Genomic DNA, 17,404 nt, shown 5'->3' with positions numbered 1-17,404 from the left:
TCCTTTTAACAAATCCTAGTGACGGAAATGGCGAACACCGGTTGTAACCATTGCGATGCCATACTTATTCGCCATATCAATTGATTCTTGATCCCGAATAGACCCACCAGGTTGAACAACCGCTTTAATCCCATGTTGACCAGCAAATTCAATACAATCTCCAAACGGGAAGAAGGCGTCCGAAGCCATCACCGTTCGGTCATCAATGGCATCTCCAGCATGTTTAACCGCAATCTTTAATGAATCAATTCGATTTGGCTGTCCCTCACCAACCCCTAACGTACGTTCGTCGTTAGCAACTACAATAGCGTTGGATTTAGCATGTTTAACCGCCTTCCAAGCAAACATCAACGATTGTAATTGGCTTTCCGTTGGTTTTGCCTCAGTTACGCATTGCCAATCATGTGCGTCTTCTTCTAAAACATCCTGATCCTGCATTAGTAAGCCACCCATGACAGACACGACTTCACGTTTAGTTGATTCATCTTTCTTAGTAAAATCAACCGTCAGCAGACGAATGTTTTTCTTTTTCGCTAATAATTGATAAGCATCATCGTCAAAACTTGGCGCAATCACGATTTCTAAGAAAATTTTATGCATGTGTTCCGCCGTTGCTAAATCAACTGGTCGGTTTAAGGCAATCACACCACCAAAAATTGATACTGAATCTGCTTGATAAGCACGCTGCCAAGCCTGTTCAATTGTCTGACCACGTCCAATTCCACATGGATTCATGTGTTTCATTGCAACAACGGTTGGTTGATCGAATTCGCGAATGCACCGTAACGCTTCATCTGCATCTTTGATGTTGTTATATGATAGCTTTTTTCCATGAAGTTGGTGGGCCGCCAAGACCGAGTAAGCCTTGGGCAGAACATCTTCATACAACCAGGCCTGTTGATGTGAATTTTCTCCGTAACGCATTGTTTCTTTAAGGCCGTACGTTAACGTCAGCTTTTCCGGATCTGCTAATTCTTCCCGTTTGGTCAGGTATTGGGCAATCAAGGAATCATAGGCTGCTGTAGTTCGAAAGGCCTTGGCCGCTAATTGTGCGCGGGTTGCTAAAGTAGTTTCCCCATTTTGCTTAATTTCTGCTAGCACCTGATCGTAATCATTAATATCGGTGACTACGGTAACGTCACGGTAGTTCTTAGCAGCTGACCGCACCATCGATGGACCGCCAATATCGATATTTTCGATTGCTTCCGCTAAACTGACCCCCGCTTTTTCAATTGTTTGTTTGAATGGGTACAGGTTTACACATACCAAATCACTTGGGGTAATATGGTGTTCTTTCAGTGTCGCCATATGGTCAGGAACTTCACGCCGGGCCAATAGGCCACCATGAACGTACGGATTCAGAGTCTTCACCCGACCATCCAAGATTTCAGGAAAATGGGTCACCTCTTCAATACTAATGGTTTTGATACCAGCATCGTCTAAAACTCGCTTGGTGCCGCCGGTCGAAACAATTTCAAAGCCATTCTCTGCTAATCCTTGAACAAATGGTACTAAATTTATCTTGTCAGAAACACTTACTAAGGCACGCTTCATTGGTAATCTACTCCTTTGTTGTTAATTGACTTACAACCTGCTTAACTGCTTGGGGATACAGACGATGTTCCACTTCGTGCACCCGTTTTTCGAGTTCGGCTAGTGAATCATCTGAATGGATTGGCACCCGCTCTTGCATGATAATCGGTCCCGTATCCAAGCCGCGGTCAATAAAGTGGACGGTCACGCCAGTTGCAGATACTTGATCGCGGTACGCCCGTTCAATCGAATGTAAGCCAGGATACTCCGGTAACCATGCGGGGTGTAAATTAATGATGCGTCCCTCATACTGATCCAAAATCGTCGCACCCACCATTCGCAAGTAACCAGCTAATAAAATTAAATCAATTTTTTGCGTCTGTAATAACTTTAAAAGCCGCTTTTCATAGGCTTCTTTTCCACCAGCTTCTTTAACCGTCCAACTAAATGCTGGGACATTCAAACGTTGTGCCCTTTTCATCACATAAGCGTCAGGATGATCACAAAATAGCAACACAACATTGCCGGCCAACTGGTGGTTTTGAAATTGTTTGGTTAATACTTCAAAATTAGTTCCGTTTCCGGAAGCAAAAATTGCCACTCTCATCGTCCAACCTCACTTAATCTCAATCTTGGTACTGCCTTGGGGCCGCTTTATCAAACGACCGATTTGATAACTGCGTTCGCCAGCTTCAGCAAGGCGGTTCTGAACTAATTCAACATTTTCAGGAGCAACCGCTAGTACCATCCCAATTCCCATATTGAAGGTCTTCCAGCAATCGTCATCCGCCAACTGCCCCAGTTGCTTTAAATAGTTAAAAATAGGTAATCGCGGCCAACATTGCGGATCAATCCGCGCTTGTAAAGCATCACCAATCATTCGTGGCACATTTTCGGGAAGACCGCCACCGGTAATATGGCTGATTCCACGAATTAAATGGTCTTTGAGTAATGGTAAAACTGCTTGAACATAGATTTTGGTTGGAGTCAGTAACGTCGTTCCCACCGTTTCACCACCCAGAATTTCTGGTTGATCATTCAATTGAACCTGATGGTCTTTAAAGAGAATCTGACGCACGAGTGAAAAACCGTTTGAATGAAGCCCGCTGGAAGGTAACCCAACCAAAATGTCGCCTGCTTCTGGATTGGCACTAGTTAGTAGGGCATCCTTTTCCACCACACCAGTAACCGTTCCTGCTAAATCATACTCATCTTCAGAATACATATCCGGCATTTCTGCAGTTTCCCCGCTAACCAATGCTGCGTTTGCTTGCTGACAACCGGTCGCTACTCCTTCAACAATTTGCGCCATTTTAGCAGGATCATTATGGCCAGTTGCAATGTAATCCAAAAAGTACAAGGGTTCAGCCCCCTGAGCCAAAACATCATTTACGCACATGGCAACTACGTCAATACCAATCGTATGATGTCGATTCATTTGCTGGGCAATCAGTAACTTAGTGCCGACCCCGTCGGTGCCAGAAATCAAAATCGGGTGGCGAAATTTTAGTTCACCTAAATCAAACATTCCGCCAAAACTTCCAATTCCAGTCATCATTCCCTGGCGATGGGTGCTATTAACCGTTTCTTTAATCCGGTTCACTAATTCGTAACCCGCTTCAATATTCACACCAGCTTCTTCGTAACGACTCACGCTTCTCTCTCCCTTCGTTCACGGCGTTCCTGCTTATTCAACGAAGCTAGGTATTTAGCTTCATAATCGTAAAGTGGCGTTGGATAGTCACCATTGAAATAGGCAACGGTCAGTCCGCCATAAGGTGCCGTCCCTGCATCTGGTACATTGATTGCTTGAATTAAATTGGGCACCGATAAGAAACTCAGTGAATCAGCACCAATTTGTCGACGCATTTCTTCGACACTAAAGTGGGCAGCGATTAATTCTGCCCGCGTGGAGACATCAATCCCGTAAAAGCACGGAAATTTAAATGGTGGGGAAGCAATCAGCATATGAACTTCCTTGGCACCAGCGGCTCGTAACATCTGCACAATTTGTCGCGATGTGGTTCCACGAACGATGGAATCGTCCACAACCGCAATGCGCCGTCCTTGGACCACGCCCCGTACCGCCGACAGTTTCATATGGACCCCGCGTTCCCGCAACGCCTGAGTGGGTTGGATAAAAGTGCGCGCAACATACTGACTTTTAATTAGTCCCATTTCATATGGAAGGCCAATCTCTTCAGCATAGCCACTCGCCGCAGAAAGGGATGAATTTGGCACCCCAATTACCATATCTGCTTTAACAGGATGTTCACGTGCCAACAACTTACCCATTCGTTTACGAGCGTTATGCACCGTCACCCCATGAATAATTGAGTCGGGACGCGCAAAGTAGATGTATTCCATTGAACAGATCGCTAATTGCGTGTTATCCGTATACCGGTCTTCGTGTAAACCATCACGATCAATAATCAATAGTTCACCCGGTTGAACATCCCGTACAAATTGGGCGTTTACGATATCCAGTGCACAAGATTCACTTGCCACCACGTAAGCACCGTTCGCGAGCTGGCCAATGCATAATGGACGAATCCCATTCGGATCTAAAGCAGCAATTAAGCGATCCTTTTGTAACAGCAAAAATGCAAAACCACCTTTGACTTCGTTCAAGCTTTGCTTCAGGGCCGGGATAAAACCATCCTTAATGTGCTTACGCACCAAGTGAATGAGAATTTCCGTATCCGAGTCTGATTGAAAAACAGCCCCTTCATCTTCGAGCTGGCGACGTAATGTGACTGCATTCGTTAAGTTACCATTATGGGCTAGCGCCACATCGCCATCATGAAAGCGAAAGAGAAATGGCTGAACATTTTGGATGGCATCGCGTCCGGCCGTTCCGTAACGCACATGACCAATTGCAGTATCGCCAAGCAATCCTTCCAGATCCGCTTGATTTTTAAAAACCTGGGCCAAAAGTCCGCGGTCACGATGCTGATACATTTCCTCATGATCAGTTGTCACAATGCCCGCACCTTCCTGTCCACGATGCTGCAAAGTATGTAGACCCAGGTAGGTTAGTTGATTCGCATGTGGTGCGCCAAAAACGCCAAAGACACCACACTCTTCATTTAATCCTTTAACTTCAGCTGGCACGGGAGCGCCTCCTTATATTCTCTCTTTAGTTCCACCAAGTCTTCGTTGAAATCCGCGTCCTGCAGGTGTCCTTCTAACCAATGGGTGTTAGTAACCGTTCCAACCCAACGGGCATCATTCCCCATTGCGTTTTCAAATTCCGTTTTAAAAGTTGATGGTACCGTCACTATCATTCGTCCCGCGGTTTCGCTGAACAATTGCGTAGCGGTGAGATCACGTAAATCTAAATTCATTCCGGTCTCATCAGCAAATAACATTTCAGCAAATGCGACGCCAAGACCACCTTCACTAACATCATGTGCAGCAGTTACGTGACCGGTCACCATTTCAGAATGCAGGCGCCCACAATATTCCTGGATTCTTTGTAAGTTGACTTTTGATAGTGTGCCGGATATTTGCCCCGTCATTAATTTTTGCAGTTCTGACCCAGCATAATCATTACCAGTTTGACCAATGAGGTAAACATCATCTCCGGCATGGGTAGCAAATGACGAAATCACGTGATCAAGATTTTTAATTAAACCCACCATGCCCACCATCGGGGTTGGATAAATTGCTCGACCATTGTTCTCGTTATAAAGAGAAACATTTCCTGAAATGACCGGAGTATCAAAAATGCGGCACGCAGTCGCCATCCCTTCAATCGAATGATGCAATTCCCAGAAGATCTCCGGATCATTAGGGTCACCATAATTAAGGCAGTCGGTAATTGCCAATGGTTCCGCACCACTCGCCACAATATTGAGATATGCCTCAGTAACTGCCATTTGTCCACCGATTTCAGGGTCCAAGTAAACAAAACGGCCATTCCCATCAGTCGTCATTGCTAAACCTTTATGGTAGCCACGAATCCGAATCACACCAGCATCACTACCCGGGCCAGCCACTGTTGACGTTCGAACCTGAGTATCATACTGTTGCGTTAAAGCTTCATCACTGGCAATCGTTGCTTGTTGCAGCAGTTGGCGAAGCACTCGTCCCGGTTCATTCACAATTGGCTGCCAAGCTGGTACTTCTCGAGCTGTTTGCAAACGTTGCGGTTCCCGTTCAGTACTTGGTTCTTCTAAAACATCATCCGTTAACGTTGATACCGGAATGTGACAAACCTCTTCACCGTCATGTTCGAGAATGTAATCGTGGCCTTCGATAATCCGTCCAATCGTGACCGCATCCAGATCATACCGGTGAAAAATTTCTCGAACATCTTTTTCATGGCCTTTCACTACACAAAGCAGCATCCGTTCTTGAGATTCGCTCAGCATAATTTCATACGCGGACATTCCCGTTTCTCGTTGTGGTACTAAATCCAGATTCAATTTCATACCACTTTGACCTTCACTTGCCATTTCAGCACTGGAGGAGACAATTCCGGCAGCTCCCATATCTTGGATTCCAACTAGCCAATCAGCATGCTTTTGAATTAATTCCAGACACGCCTCCATCAGCAGTTTTTCCATAAACGGATCACCGACTTGAACGGCGGAACGTTGCGTCGCGTTCTCATCAGAAAAGTCTGCAGAAGCAAAGGTGGCTCCGTGAATCCCATCACGTCCGGTTTTGGCACCAACATACATCACCGCGTTGCCAATTCCGGCGGCCTTCCCTTGCTGGAGATCTTTTTGATTCATCAAACCAACACTCATAGCGTTACATAAAATATTACCTTGATAGCATGGATCAAACGTTGTTTCACCGGCCACTGTGGGAATTCCCATACAATTTCCATAGTCACCAATGCCTTTAACTGTCTGTGCCACTTTCATCCGCATTTGAGGATCTGTTAATTCACCAAAATGTAGCGAATCCAGCGACGCGATTGGTCGAGCCCCCATGCTAAAAATATCCCGGAGAATTCCGCCCACCCCGGTTGCGGCACCCTGATAAGGTTCGACAGTCGTCGGGTGGTTATGGCTTTCCGCCTTAAAAACGACTGCCTGTCCATCATCAATATCGACTACTCCCGCACCTTCACCCGGGCCTTGCAAAACCCGTGCGTTTTTATTCGGCAGAAGTCGTAAAACCGGCTTTGATTTTTTATAAGAACAATGTTCACTCCACATCGCCGCAAACAATCCAGTTTCCGTATAGTTTGGTAAACGGCCTAATAGTCGATCGGCAATATAGTTATATTCCTTTTCCGTCAAACTCCAATCAAGGTAAGGCTTTTGCTTTTTAATTTCTTCTGGTGTCATTGCTTGCTTCATCGTTTTCCCTCACTATGCTTTTACGGTGCCATTTGTTAACAGTGATTCAAAGAGACGCCGCCCAGCTGTATTTCCTAGCAGGGCTTCCACCGCCCGTTCTGGATGTGGCATCATCCCTAAGACATTTCCTCGCTGATTTGTAATCCCAGCAATATTTCTCAAAGAGCCGTTCGGATTCTCAGCTGCGTACCGAAAGACCACTTGGTGATTTTGTTCTAACTGGTCGAGTGTATCCTTGCTGGCAACATAACATCCATCAGCATGGGCAATCGGTAACGCAATTCGTTCATGCGCCTGATATTCAGTGGTAAACAATGTCTGATTATTTACCACCTCTAACGGAACCGTTTTGCAAATAAATTGCTGACTATTGTTGTGTTTTAAAGCTCCTGGCAATAGTCCAGCTTCAGTTAAGATTTGAAATCCATTGCAAGTCCCAAAGACTGGTTTCCCTTCGTTGGCCATCTGAATAATTGCCGGCATAATGTTTGTAAACCGTGCTAGCGCTCCCGCCCGCAGGTAGTCACCATATGAAAAGCCCCCTGGCAGCATCACCGCATCAAAACCGGCCAGACTTTTTTCACGATGGGAAACGTATTGGACATCAGCGTGGCAAACGGTCGCCAGCGCTTCATAAATATCAACATCACAGTTAGAACCAGGAAAGACAATGACCGCAATCTTCATAACTAGCCCTCCAGCACTTGGTAAGTGTAAGTTTCCATATTGAAATTCACCAATAAGTTCGTCGCAATGTCTTTAATGACCGTTGCCACTTGGTCTGGGGTGGTTTTTAAGCTCAAGTCAAAAAACTTACCAACCTGAACATATTCAACTTCAGAATGACCAATGGCATGAACGGTCTTAGCAATCGTATCCCCTTGGGGATCAAAAACTGATTGTTTATAGGTGACGAAAACTCGAACTTTAATCATCATTTTCCTCCATGACTGCCTTTTGCAAACGTCCATATACTTCATCATAAGTTGTCGTAATATCTCCCAGATTCTTCCGGAAAACATCCTTATCCAGGTGGACATTCGTTTCACGATCCCACAGTCGACAATTATCTGGTGAAAATTCATCTGCGAGAACCAAAGTGCCGTCTGCCAACTTGCCAAACTCAAGCTTAAAATCAACTAATTTCATCCCTGCCTTTGCAAAAAGCGCAGTCAATAGCACATTACACCGCCGCGCTAACTCCCAACATTGTTGATATTCCTTCGCCGTGCATACTTGAATGGCAATCGCATCTGATTCGTTAGCAAAGGGATCATCTAGTTCATCACTCTTATAAAATGTTTCTTCAACTGGTTGGGCTAATGGCGTTCCTTCTTTTAACCCGAAACGTGAGGCAAAATGCCCTGCAACAATATTTCTGGTAACAAATTCTAATCGAATCATTTCACACTTTTTTACTAATTCTTCCGTTGGCGAAAGCCGTTTTACAAAGTGCGTTGGAATTCCTTTGCGGATCAGATATTCAAAAACTAGCGTTGAAATATCATTGGCAGCTGTACCTTTACCAACAAAATGGTCTTTTCGTTTGCCATTCAACATAGTTGCTTGGTCAAGGTAGACAACGCGTAATAAATTCGGATCCTCCGTCGTCCACATTTGTTTTGCTTTTCCAGAATATAACAGTTCACCCATGGATAAAATCGCTCCTTTTTGAATAAAACACGAACTTTATAAAACTAATAACTATCTAAGTTCGTTATTAAACATCATGAGCATATCAATTGATTGTAAATCTGTCAACAAATATCCAAACTTTTAATTTTATTTGTTTGTTATTGTTCGTTATTTACCAAAATGCCAAAATTAAAAACCAACTAGCCAATCATTGTTCAGCTAGTTGGTTATTTTATTTACATTAGATTTTTAAAATCATGACGTGCCCGAAGACCCCATAAGATGCAAACTGTATCAACAACTTCTTGCAAAAAGGCCCCAATAATCGTTGGTACCACCCCAGTGCTACAAATTAGCATCAGAATCACACACACCGCAATTCCAATCCAAACGGCATGTTTAGCAATCCGTAATGTGTCTTGAGCAATCACAACGGCATTCGCCACTTTGCGTAAATCATCCGCTAGAATCACCACGTCGGCTGATTCACTAGCAGCGGTCGAACCACGTGCACCCATGGCAACCCCAACATCAGCCACTTTCAATACTGGCGCATCATTCACACCATCACCAACCATCATGCTTGGCCGTTTCTGATCAGGAAGCTGTTGCAGATGCATGACCTTTTGTTCTGGCAATAATCCCGCAAAGACTTGCGTAATACCAATTTTGCTTGCAATACGTTGGGCGATTCGCTCTTGATCGCCAGTCAACATCATAATCGTTTGAACACCACAGTCCCGTAGTTTGCTAATTACCTGCGGTGTTTCATTGCGAAGCTGGTCTTGAAATTCAATATGACCCCAATAGTGGCCATCCACCATCACGTAAATAGCAGTTACTTCAGCGGCTGTAATTTGATTACCAGGATCGACAAAGGTCCTGCGTCCGACCTTGACTTTCTGCTGATTAATCGTTGCTTCAATTCCCTGAGCCGTAGTTTCGTGCATTATAGTTGGTTGTAATAAAGAAATTGATTGCTGACGAGCGGCTTGCACTACGGATTGCGCTAATACGTGGTTAGAATCTTGTTCCGCACTTGCGGTAATCTGGAGCAACTGCTGGGCAGAAGTTTCGCCATGCGGGACCACTGCACTGACCATTAAGTTCCCGTGCGTTAATGTACCGGTCTTATCAAAGGCAGCCGAACGAATCGTTGCCAATTTTTCGATCACGTCCCCTGTCTTCACTACAATCCCATTCGTGGAACTCCGACTCATTCCGGAAACAAAAGCCACCGGTGCCGCTAAAATTAACGGGCACGGTGATGCCACAACTAAAACTTGAGCAAATCGAATTGGATCTTTTGCCACCCACCATGCGATGCCCGCAATAAGATACGAAATAAGCGTAAAGGGGAGCGCATAACGATCAGCTAAACGCACAAAATGGGCCGGTTGTTGATCGGATTGTTCAATCAATGCAACTAATTGTTGATACTGACTATCGGCCGCGCGACGCTGAACCTTCATCACTAACCGACCATCACCATTCAATGAACCAGACAGCAATTCTTCGCCACAACGTTTATTAACCGGTAGGGATTCTCCAGTGAGCGTAGACTCATCAACTGAGCTAATTCCTTCCACTACGACCCCGTCAACCGGAACCTGCTCACCTGTCCTTTTAATAATTAAATTATTAAACAGATTATGAGAAGCTGCAAATTTTCATCACAAAAAAACCCTCGAAGTTGCTAGGTTACTCCTAACAGTTTCGAAGAGGTATTACAAAACACTACGTTTTTTAATCTAACCCAACCCGTTTGTAGATATCATCAACATGGCGTAGGTGCCAATGATAGTCAAATGCATCATCCAAGTCTTCCTTGGTTAATTGCTTTTGGATTGTTGGATCAGCTTCTAGCAATGGCCGGAACGGAATTTGTTCAGCCCAGCACTTAGCGGTGTATGGTTGAATCAAATCATATGCCGCTTCCCGGGTCATTCCTGAATTAACTAACTTTAACAAAACCCGTCCAGAATAAATCAAGCCGAGCGTCTTATCCATATTCTTCTTCATTGTTTCTGGAAAGACATCTAAATTCTTTAAAATCCGACCAAAGCGCTTCAGCATATAATCCAATAACGAGGTCGCATCGGGCAAAATCATTCGTTCAGCACTTGAGTGTGAAATATCTCGTTCGTGCCATAATGAAACGTCTTCATAGGCTGGCACCATGTATCCCCGCAGCATCCGTGCACAACCGCAAATATTTTCTGAGCCAATCGGGTTCCGCTTATGCGGCATTGCAGAAGAACCCTTTTGCCCCTTGGCAAAGTGTTCTTCAACTTCATGGATTTCCGTCCGTTGCAAAGAACGAATTTCGGTAGCCATCTCTTCCAGACTGGTCCCAACGAGCGCAATCGCGGCAACATAAGCAGCATGTAAATCCCGTGGTAAGACTTGGGTTGAAATTTCCTGCGGACGAATACCTAGTTTTTTGCAAACGTATTCTTCCACAAATGGATCAATTTCCGCAAAAGTGCCGACTGCTCCAGAAATTTTACCAGCTTCCACCCCTTTAGCAGCTTCATCAAACCGCTGTCGATTACGCTTCATTTCTGAATACCAACGGGCAGCCTTCAAACCGAACGTGGTTGGTTCAGCATGGACCCCGTGAGTTCGACCCATGCAGACCGTGTACTTATATTTTTTCGTCATCTCTTTTAAGACTTGCATAAAGTCTTCAATATCTTGGCGTAATAAATCATTCGCCTTTTTTAAACGGTAACCCTGCGCAGTATCAACAACGTCGGTACTCGTCATTCCATAATGAACCCATTTCCGTTCAGGTCCCAACGACTTAGAAACATCCCGCGTAAAGGCAATCACGTCGTGGTGAGTTACTGCTTCAATCTCGTTAATCCCCTCAACCGTAAACTTCGCATTTTGCTTAATTTTTTCTACATCTTCAGCTGGAATGTGGCCCAGTTTACTCCAGGCTTCATCTGCAGCAATTTCAACTTCCAACCAGCATTGGTATTTAGTCTGGTCACTCCAAATATGCTTCATTTCTGGACTAGTATAACGATCAATCATGGGTTTAAAATCCTTTCTTTTTCTCAATAGTTCTATTCTATAATGATTTGAATTAATTTGGAAAACTATTTCTGCCAAATTTCACTGGCATCCACTTCATGGAGGGTTTGTTCAACGTCATCTGTCAAAATCGTTACGTGACCCATTTTTCGGTTATGACGAATTTCTGCTTTTCCATAATCATGAAAATGCCAAGTAGGGTGTTGAGTGATTTGCTGACGGACTTTTGCAACGTGTTGTCCCAGTACATTCACCATTACTACAGGCTGCAAAAGTCTAATTTGTGGTAGCGGCCAATTGCAAATCGCTCGATTATGAATGGCAAACTGGGAGAAGTTACATGCCTCGATCGAATAGTGACCAGAATTATGCGGGCGTGGTGCTAATTCATTGATGTAAATCTGGTCGTCCTGCCCAACAAACATCTCCACTCCTAAAATTCCCCGTAAATTAATTGCCTTCGCAATTTGTTCTGACATCTGTTGCGCTTGTCTTTGCAATGCTGGTGAAATCCGAGCCGGAACGATACTGATGTGCAGAATTTCATTATGATGAATGTTTTCGGCTACCGGAAACGTGGTGATCTCTCCCAATTCATTACGAGCCACCATTACAGAACATTCCATTCTAAAAGGAACCCAGCCTTCTAAAATACAATTTTGGGTCTTTAAGATATCCGCACATTTTGTTATGTCGGCTGCTTGATGCAAAACTACTTGTCCATGACCATCATAACCGCCTTCACACGTTTTCAAGACACTTGGGTAACCAATGTTTGCCACTGCATTTTCCAGTTCTTGAGAATTATGAACAGACTGAAAAGGCGCCGTTTTCAACCCTGCTTGATGCAAAAAGGTCTTTTCCCGAATACGATCCTTAGTAATGGATAGCAAATTTGTTCCCTGTGGAACATACGAATGATTTGCCACATCTTCTAAGGCCTTTAAATCAACGTTTTCAAATTCATAGGTTAAAACATCCGCCCGTTGGGCAAGTTCTTGAATTGCTGCGACGTCTTCATAAGGGGCAATAATTTGTTCATCAGCGACTTGGCCAGCTGGACAGTGTGGCGTTGGGTCCAAAATAATGACTTTCATTCCTGTTTGTTTTGCATCTAAAGCCAGCATTTGGCCCAATTGACCACCGCCAATAACCCCAGTGGTTGATCCCGGTTGAATAAAGTTAGTCAAGATAATTCCCGCTTTCTTTTGCTTCATCATGCATCCGTTGCCCATACTGAACGATCTGTTGTTGAATCTTTGAATTAGTAATTCCTAAAATTTGGAGCGCTAATAAAGCTGCGTTCTTGGCTCCCGCATCTCCAATTGCCGTGGTCGCCACCGGAATTCCTGCCGGCATCTGGACAATCGAAAGTAGTGAGTCCACCCCGCCCAAAGCCTTTGTTTGGCCAGGAATGCCAATCACGGGCAATGGTGTATTAGCCGCAATCATCCCCGGAAGGTGAGCGGCCCCTCCTGCACAAGCAATAATAACCGCGGTGTCATTTTTTACTGCGTTTTGCGCAAAAGCGAACATTTCATTTGGCATCCGGTGTGCAGAAATCACTTGTTTGTCATAGTCAACCCCAAATTGATCTAAAATCAAGCAGGCTTTCTTAACCGTTGGCCAGTCAGATTTACTGCCCATCACAACACTAACTTTACTCATTAGTTATTCCCTCCTTAGATTTCCTTTAGGGTACCAAACTTATCGAAATAAAACAAGAACAATATAGTTAATTGTTAAATTATAGTTCGTATATAAATAAAAAGCATAGAATATCATTACGACATTCTATGCTTTTTTACAATTATCGAATTATTCACCTTAGAATAACCCAGTAATTGTCCCATTTTCATCAATTGTCATGTTGACGGCTGCTGGAGTCTTTGCTAGTCCCGGCATTGTCATCATGTTGCCGGATAAGGCCACAATGAACCCTGCTCCCAGTTTTGGAACCAGTTCTCGAATATGGAACGTAAAGTTCGTTGGTGCCCCCAATTGTGTTTGATCATCAGTAAATGAGTATTGCGTTTTCGCAATGCAGACAGGAAGCTTGTTCCAGCCCAAATCAGTAAATTGTTTGAGTTGCTTTTGAGCCTTCTTGCTGAACACGACGTTCTTAGCGCCATATACCTGCGTAGCAATCGTCCGAATCTTTTCTTCCGGAGTTTGATCTAAGTCATAAAGTTCATGGAACGTACTTGGTTGATCGGCCAGCTTAACCACTTCCTTAGCTAGGTCGAGGGCACCATCCCCGCCCTTAGCCCATGCATCAGTAACCACCACGTTCACACCAAGTTGCTTACAGTTGTCTTCAATCGCCTTAATTTCAGCATCTGTATCAGTTACAAAATGATTAATTGCGACTACCAGTGGAATCCCAAACCGTTGCATATTCTTGATATGCCGATTTAAGTTTGCCATTCCCTTCTTTAGTTCTGGAAGATTTTCATCCTTCAAACTAGCCAGTTGGGCACCACCATTATATTCCAGCGCCCGTACGGTAGCTACAATCACCATTGCATCTGGCGTCTTGCCTAAGACCCGCCGTTTAATATCAAGAAACTTTTCTGCACCAAGGTCGGCACCAAATCCTGATTCAGTAACTGTGTAGTCCGCTAGGTTCATTGCCGCTTGAGTAGCCAAAACTGAGTTGCATCCGTGTGCAATATTGGCAAACGGTCCTCCATGGATAATGGTTGGTGTATGAGCCAACGTTTGGACAAGGTTCGGCTTAATCGCATCCTTCAGCAAGATTGTAATTGCATCTTCAAAGCCCAGCTGACTGACGGTTACTGGTTCCTTATCCCGAGTATAACCAACCACGATTCGTCCAACCCGCCGTTTCAAATCCATCAAATCAGTCGACAGACACAAAATGGCCATTAATTCAGAAGCTGCAGTAATATCAAAGCCCGTTTCCCGGGGAATCCCTTGCATGACTCCGCCAAGGCCCGTTACCACGTTTCGTAAAGCACGGTCGTTAACGTCTTCAACTCGTTTCCAAATAATCCGCCGGGGGTCCAGATTCAATTCGTTATCCCGCATGATGTAGTTATCAACGAGGGCAGCTAAGGTATTGTTAGCACTCGTGAGTGCGTGCAAGTCACCTGTAAAGTGTAGGTTAATATCTTCCATTGGGACGACCTGGCTAAAACCGCCACCGGTGGCCCCGCCTTTAATACCGAAGACCGGTCCCATAGATGGTTCCCGCATTGCAATAATCGTTTGGTGGTTTAACTTATTCATTGCATCGCCCAGGCCGACCAACACTGTGGATTTACCTTCGCCGGCAGGAGTTGGATTAATAGAAGTCACGAGGACCAACCGATGTTTCTTATTAGCATCCTTTTTTAGCGGCAACTGCAATTTTGCTTTGTACTTACCATATTGTTCAATATCGTCTTCACTTAAACCAATTTTGGCAGCAATTTCCGTAATGGGTTCCATTTCAGCACGATCGGCAATTTCAATATCTGTTAACATTAATTGGTCCTCCTTAAAACAAACCCCTAAAAACAAGAACTATCAATTGCTTATAACCATCAATAGTTCATAAATATATAATTAGAATAGTTGATTCTAACGAAAATGTAAATACTTATTCTCGAATTGGCCGTGGGCCCCGATGTCGTTGAACCGATTTTACTTCGAAAACATCTAGTAAGAAGGTAAAGACTGGTACCCCAACAATCAGTCCCCAAGTGCCCCATAAATGTCCGGCTACCAATAGCACGACAAATGTATAGAAAATTGGCAATTCGGTCCGACTAGACATAAATTTCGGATTTAAAACGTACGCTTCCAGCGCATGAATAACCATGATCATAATAATAATGTAGATAACGTCCCGAATTCCGCCAGATTGGTAGCCAACTAAGCAGAGCGGAATTAATGAAATGATTACTCCAGCCACCGGAACCAGGCTCAGGATGAAAACCATCAAACCTAACGCAAAAATCTGGGGCATCTTCATAAATGATAGACAGATCATCGTTAACGCTGTGTTACAGATGGCAATGAAAAATTGGGCTTCCAAAACCACCCCAAAAGTATTCACAAACGTCTTACCAAAGTAATAAATATCGCCAAACAACCAGTTTAAATACTTGGTTTCTAAAAATTGATGTGAGAATTCATTCATTTGTTTCAGTTCGATCGTATAGAAGAAACTTAAAATTAACGACATAAAAAGTGAAATGGTCAGTGTTCCAATTCGCGTTAAGGTGTCAACCGCAAAACTCATTCCATGTTTTGCTTGTTCAATAATAGTGGCCGTGCTGACGTAACGATTAACATAGCGCATTAACCATTTCATATCGTCACCCTGATAAAATTTAATTAGTGAATCCACCATTTTGACCAGTTCATTAATAATCATGGGGAGATAATCCGTTACCACATAATAAATCCCCCATATCAGGAGAATATACGTTACTAATACAATAACTGTTACTGGTAATTTTGGAATCCACCGTTGGACCAGCCGGACCCAATGAACAATTAGATAAGTAAAAATGAACGTTAGTAAAATCGTGTTCATCATGCCCCGCGCAACGTACAGCACTGCAATCAGCATTAATAAAACCACCGTCCGGTGCAAATGAACGTTGCTGGTAAATTTTGCCCATGCATTTTCCATCTATCTATAACCTTCTTTTTATCAATTACCCCAATTTTAACAAAAATCAACTCATGAACGAAAGTTTTCCGTTCACTCCTGATAACGTGTAAAATAAAGTTATTGATTGAAACTGGAGGAACTAGTCGTGAACAAAGAGTTTTTTGACCGCCGCTATTTAAGAATATTTATAACCCTATTTGCTTTATACTTAGCCATTACTTATTGGCCAAGTGTCGCCAAATTTATTGGTAATGTCGGTCATGCAACAATTCCCTTAATTGCTGGTGCGGTACTTGCCTATATCATTAACATTTTGCTCAACCAGTGGGAGCACTTGTACGAAAAGATTTTCCCCACTCCCAGTGCCCGGAAATTGAAACGAGGAATCTGCATCACACTATCCTACATTTCAATTATTGTGATTCTTTCAGCAGTTTTATGGTTAGTAATTCCTGAAGTGATTGCTTGTATCAAGTTACTGTTGGCTCACCATAGTCGAATAATCGAAAAGTCCATTACCTATTTATCAAACCATTCATTTAAGTACCTTGATCCAAGTAAAATCAATTGGTCCGCTTTTTTTAAACAGGCTTCAGTTGGCGTGGGTGGAACCTTCAAAATAGTTCGCCATACCGCCACCAAAATCATTTCCTTTGGGACTACTACAATCATCGCTATCTTCTTCTCTGTCTACCTCTTGATTTTCAAAAAAATGTTACGACGGCAATTCTATAAATTAATGGATTTTTGGCTTCCTCGAGCTAAAAATCAGATTATGTACGTAATTCGCGTTTTCGATAATAGTTTTAGCAGCTACATTAGCGGTCAATGTAAAGATGCTGCGATCCTGGGAATCTGTTGCTTCATTGGTATGACAATTCTTCGGTTACCGTACGCGTATATGATGGGTGCAGTCACTACCGTTACTGCGCTGATCCCCATTATTGGCGCTATCTTAGGAGCTTCGGTCGGTGTTATTATCATCTTTGCTATTTCCCCAGTTAAGGCCCTCATTTTTCTAATTTTCATTATCATTCTGCAACAACTCGACAACCGTATTACCTATCCAATTGTGGTCGGTAAGGCCATTGACCTACCAAGTGTGTGGGTATTTGTTGCCGTAATGGTCGGGGGGTGGTGTTTCTGGAATCATTGGCATGATGTTTACCGTTCCCCTATTTGCCGCCCTTTATCGAATTATTCGCGATCAATCGCAACAGCGCACGACCAAAGCAAAACAATCATGACG

At 43.7% G+C, this 17,404-nt stretch carries 14 protein-coding genes and 1 pseudogene; 1 reads left to right on the top strand and 14 read right to left on the bottom strand.

Annotated elements, in window-relative coordinates; translation table 11 throughout:
• Nucleotides 1-15: 15 nt before the first annotated feature.
• The 14 genes from purH to AC1EKL_RS06130 form a co-directional block, all read right to left on the bottom strand.
• Entirely contained in the window at nucleotides 16-1,554 is a 1,539-nt protein-coding gene (gene purH / locus AC1EKL_RS06195) for a bifunctional phosphoribosylaminoimidazolecarboxamide formyltransferase/IMP cyclohydrolase (RefSeq protein WP_480190243.1), read from the bottom strand.
• Nucleotides 1,555-1,561: 7 nt separating this feature from the next.
• Nucleotides 1,562-2,140, bottom strand: coding sequence for a phosphoribosylglycinamide formyltransferase (purN, locus tag AC1EKL_RS06190; RefSeq protein WP_480188911.1), 579 nt, complete (start codon nucleotides 2,138-2,140; stop codon nucleotides 1,562-1,564).
• A 9-nt stretch (nucleotides 2,141-2,149) separates the two neighbouring features.
• Nucleotides 2,150-3,187: a phosphoribosylformylglycinamidine cyclo-ligase gene (purM, locus tag AC1EKL_RS06185; RefSeq protein WP_480188910.1), complete on the bottom strand. Its 1,038-nt coding sequence runs from the start codon at nucleotides 3,185-3,187 to the stop codon at nucleotides 2,150-2,152.
• Nucleotides 3,184-4,647, bottom strand: coding sequence for an amidophosphoribosyltransferase (purF, locus tag AC1EKL_RS06180; RefSeq protein WP_480188909.1), 1,464 nt, complete (start codon nucleotides 4,645-4,647; stop codon nucleotides 3,184-3,186). The genes purM and purF overlap by 4 nt, the downstream gene beginning before the upstream one ends.
• The gene (purL, locus tag AC1EKL_RS06175; protein ID WP_480188908.1) at nucleotides 4,623-6,851 is read right to left on the bottom strand and encodes a phosphoribosylformylglycinamidine synthase subunit PurL; all 2,229 of its coding nucleotides are present in this window, start codon (nucleotides 6,849-6,851) and stop codon (nucleotides 4,623-4,625) included. The genes purF and purL overlap by 25 nt, the downstream gene beginning before the upstream one ends.
• 12 nt (nucleotides 6,852-6,863) lie before the next feature.
• Nucleotides 6,864-7,538 (bottom strand): phosphoribosylformylglycinamidine synthase subunit PurQ, encoded by a 675-nt coding sequence (gene purQ, locus AC1EKL_RS06170; RefSeq protein WP_480188907.1) that lies wholly within the window; start codon nucleotides 7,536-7,538, stop codon nucleotides 6,864-6,866.
• 2 nt (nucleotides 7,539-7,540) lie between these two features.
• Nucleotides 7,541-7,786 carry a phosphoribosylformylglycinamidine synthase subunit PurS gene (purS, locus tag AC1EKL_RS06165; protein WP_480188929.1) on the bottom strand — a complete coding sequence of 82 codons (246 nt, stop codon included), beginning with the start codon at nucleotides 7,784-7,786 and terminating at the stop codon, nucleotides 7,541-7,543.
• Nucleotides 7,779-8,504 (bottom strand): phosphoribosylaminoimidazolesuccinocarboxamide synthase, encoded by a 726-nt coding sequence (gene purC, locus AC1EKL_RS06160; protein ID WP_480188906.1) that lies wholly within the window; start codon nucleotides 8,502-8,504, stop codon nucleotides 7,779-7,781. Before purC ends, purS begins: the two co-directional genes overlap by 8 nt.
• A 218-nt stretch (nucleotides 8,505-8,722) precedes the next feature.
• A complete protein-coding gene (locus AC1EKL_RS06155; RefSeq protein ID WP_480188928.1) occupies nucleotides 8,723-10,117 on the bottom strand; it encodes a heavy metal translocating P-type ATPase in 1,395 nt (464 codons plus the stop codon).
• Between the two features lie 115 nt (nucleotides 10,118-10,232).
• On the bottom strand, nucleotides 10,233-11,528 hold the full coding sequence (purB, locus tag AC1EKL_RS06150; protein ID WP_480188905.1) for an adenylosuccinate lyase: 1,296 nt from the start codon (nucleotides 11,526-11,528) through the stop codon (nucleotides 10,233-10,235).
• A 65-nt stretch (nucleotides 11,529-11,593) separates the two neighbouring features.
• Nucleotides 11,594-12,748: a 5-(carboxyamino)imidazole ribonucleotide synthase gene (purK, locus tag AC1EKL_RS06145; protein ID WP_480188904.1), complete on the bottom strand. Its 1,155-nt coding sequence runs from the start codon at nucleotides 12,746-12,748 to the stop codon at nucleotides 11,594-11,596.
• Nucleotides 12,711-13,196 carry a 5-(carboxyamino)imidazole ribonucleotide mutase gene (purE, locus tag AC1EKL_RS06140; protein WP_480188903.1) on the bottom strand — a complete coding sequence of 162 codons (486 nt, stop codon included), beginning with the start codon at nucleotides 13,194-13,196 and terminating at the stop codon, nucleotides 12,711-12,713. The genes purK and purE overlap by 38 nt, the downstream gene beginning before the upstream one ends.
• 159 nt (nucleotides 13,197-13,355) lie before the next feature.
• Nucleotides 13,356-15,017, bottom strand: coding sequence for a formate--tetrahydrofolate ligase (locus tag AC1EKL_RS06135; RefSeq protein WP_480188902.1), 1,662 nt, complete (start codon nucleotides 15,015-15,017; stop codon nucleotides 13,356-13,358).
• A gap of 115 nt (nucleotides 15,018-15,132) precedes the next feature.
• Nucleotides 15,133-16,173: an AI-2E family transporter gene (locus AC1EKL_RS06130; protein WP_480188901.1), complete on the bottom strand. Its 1,041-nt coding sequence runs from the start codon at nucleotides 16,171-16,173 to the stop codon at nucleotides 15,133-15,135.
• A 127-nt stretch (nucleotides 16,174-16,300) separates the two neighbouring features.
• Between AC1EKL_RS06130 and AC1EKL_RS06125 the strand changes: the two are divergent.
• Nucleotides 16,301-17,402 (top strand): annotated as a pseudogene (locus tag AC1EKL_RS06125) (AI-2E family transporter).
• Nucleotides 17,403-17,404 lie beyond the last annotated feature (2 nt).

It is taken from the genome of Limosilactobacillus sp. C0001E2 (assembly GCF_056590915.1).
The sequence above is the reverse complement of the archived record's forward strand: the minus strand, read 5'-3'. Positions and strand labels throughout refer to the sequence as shown.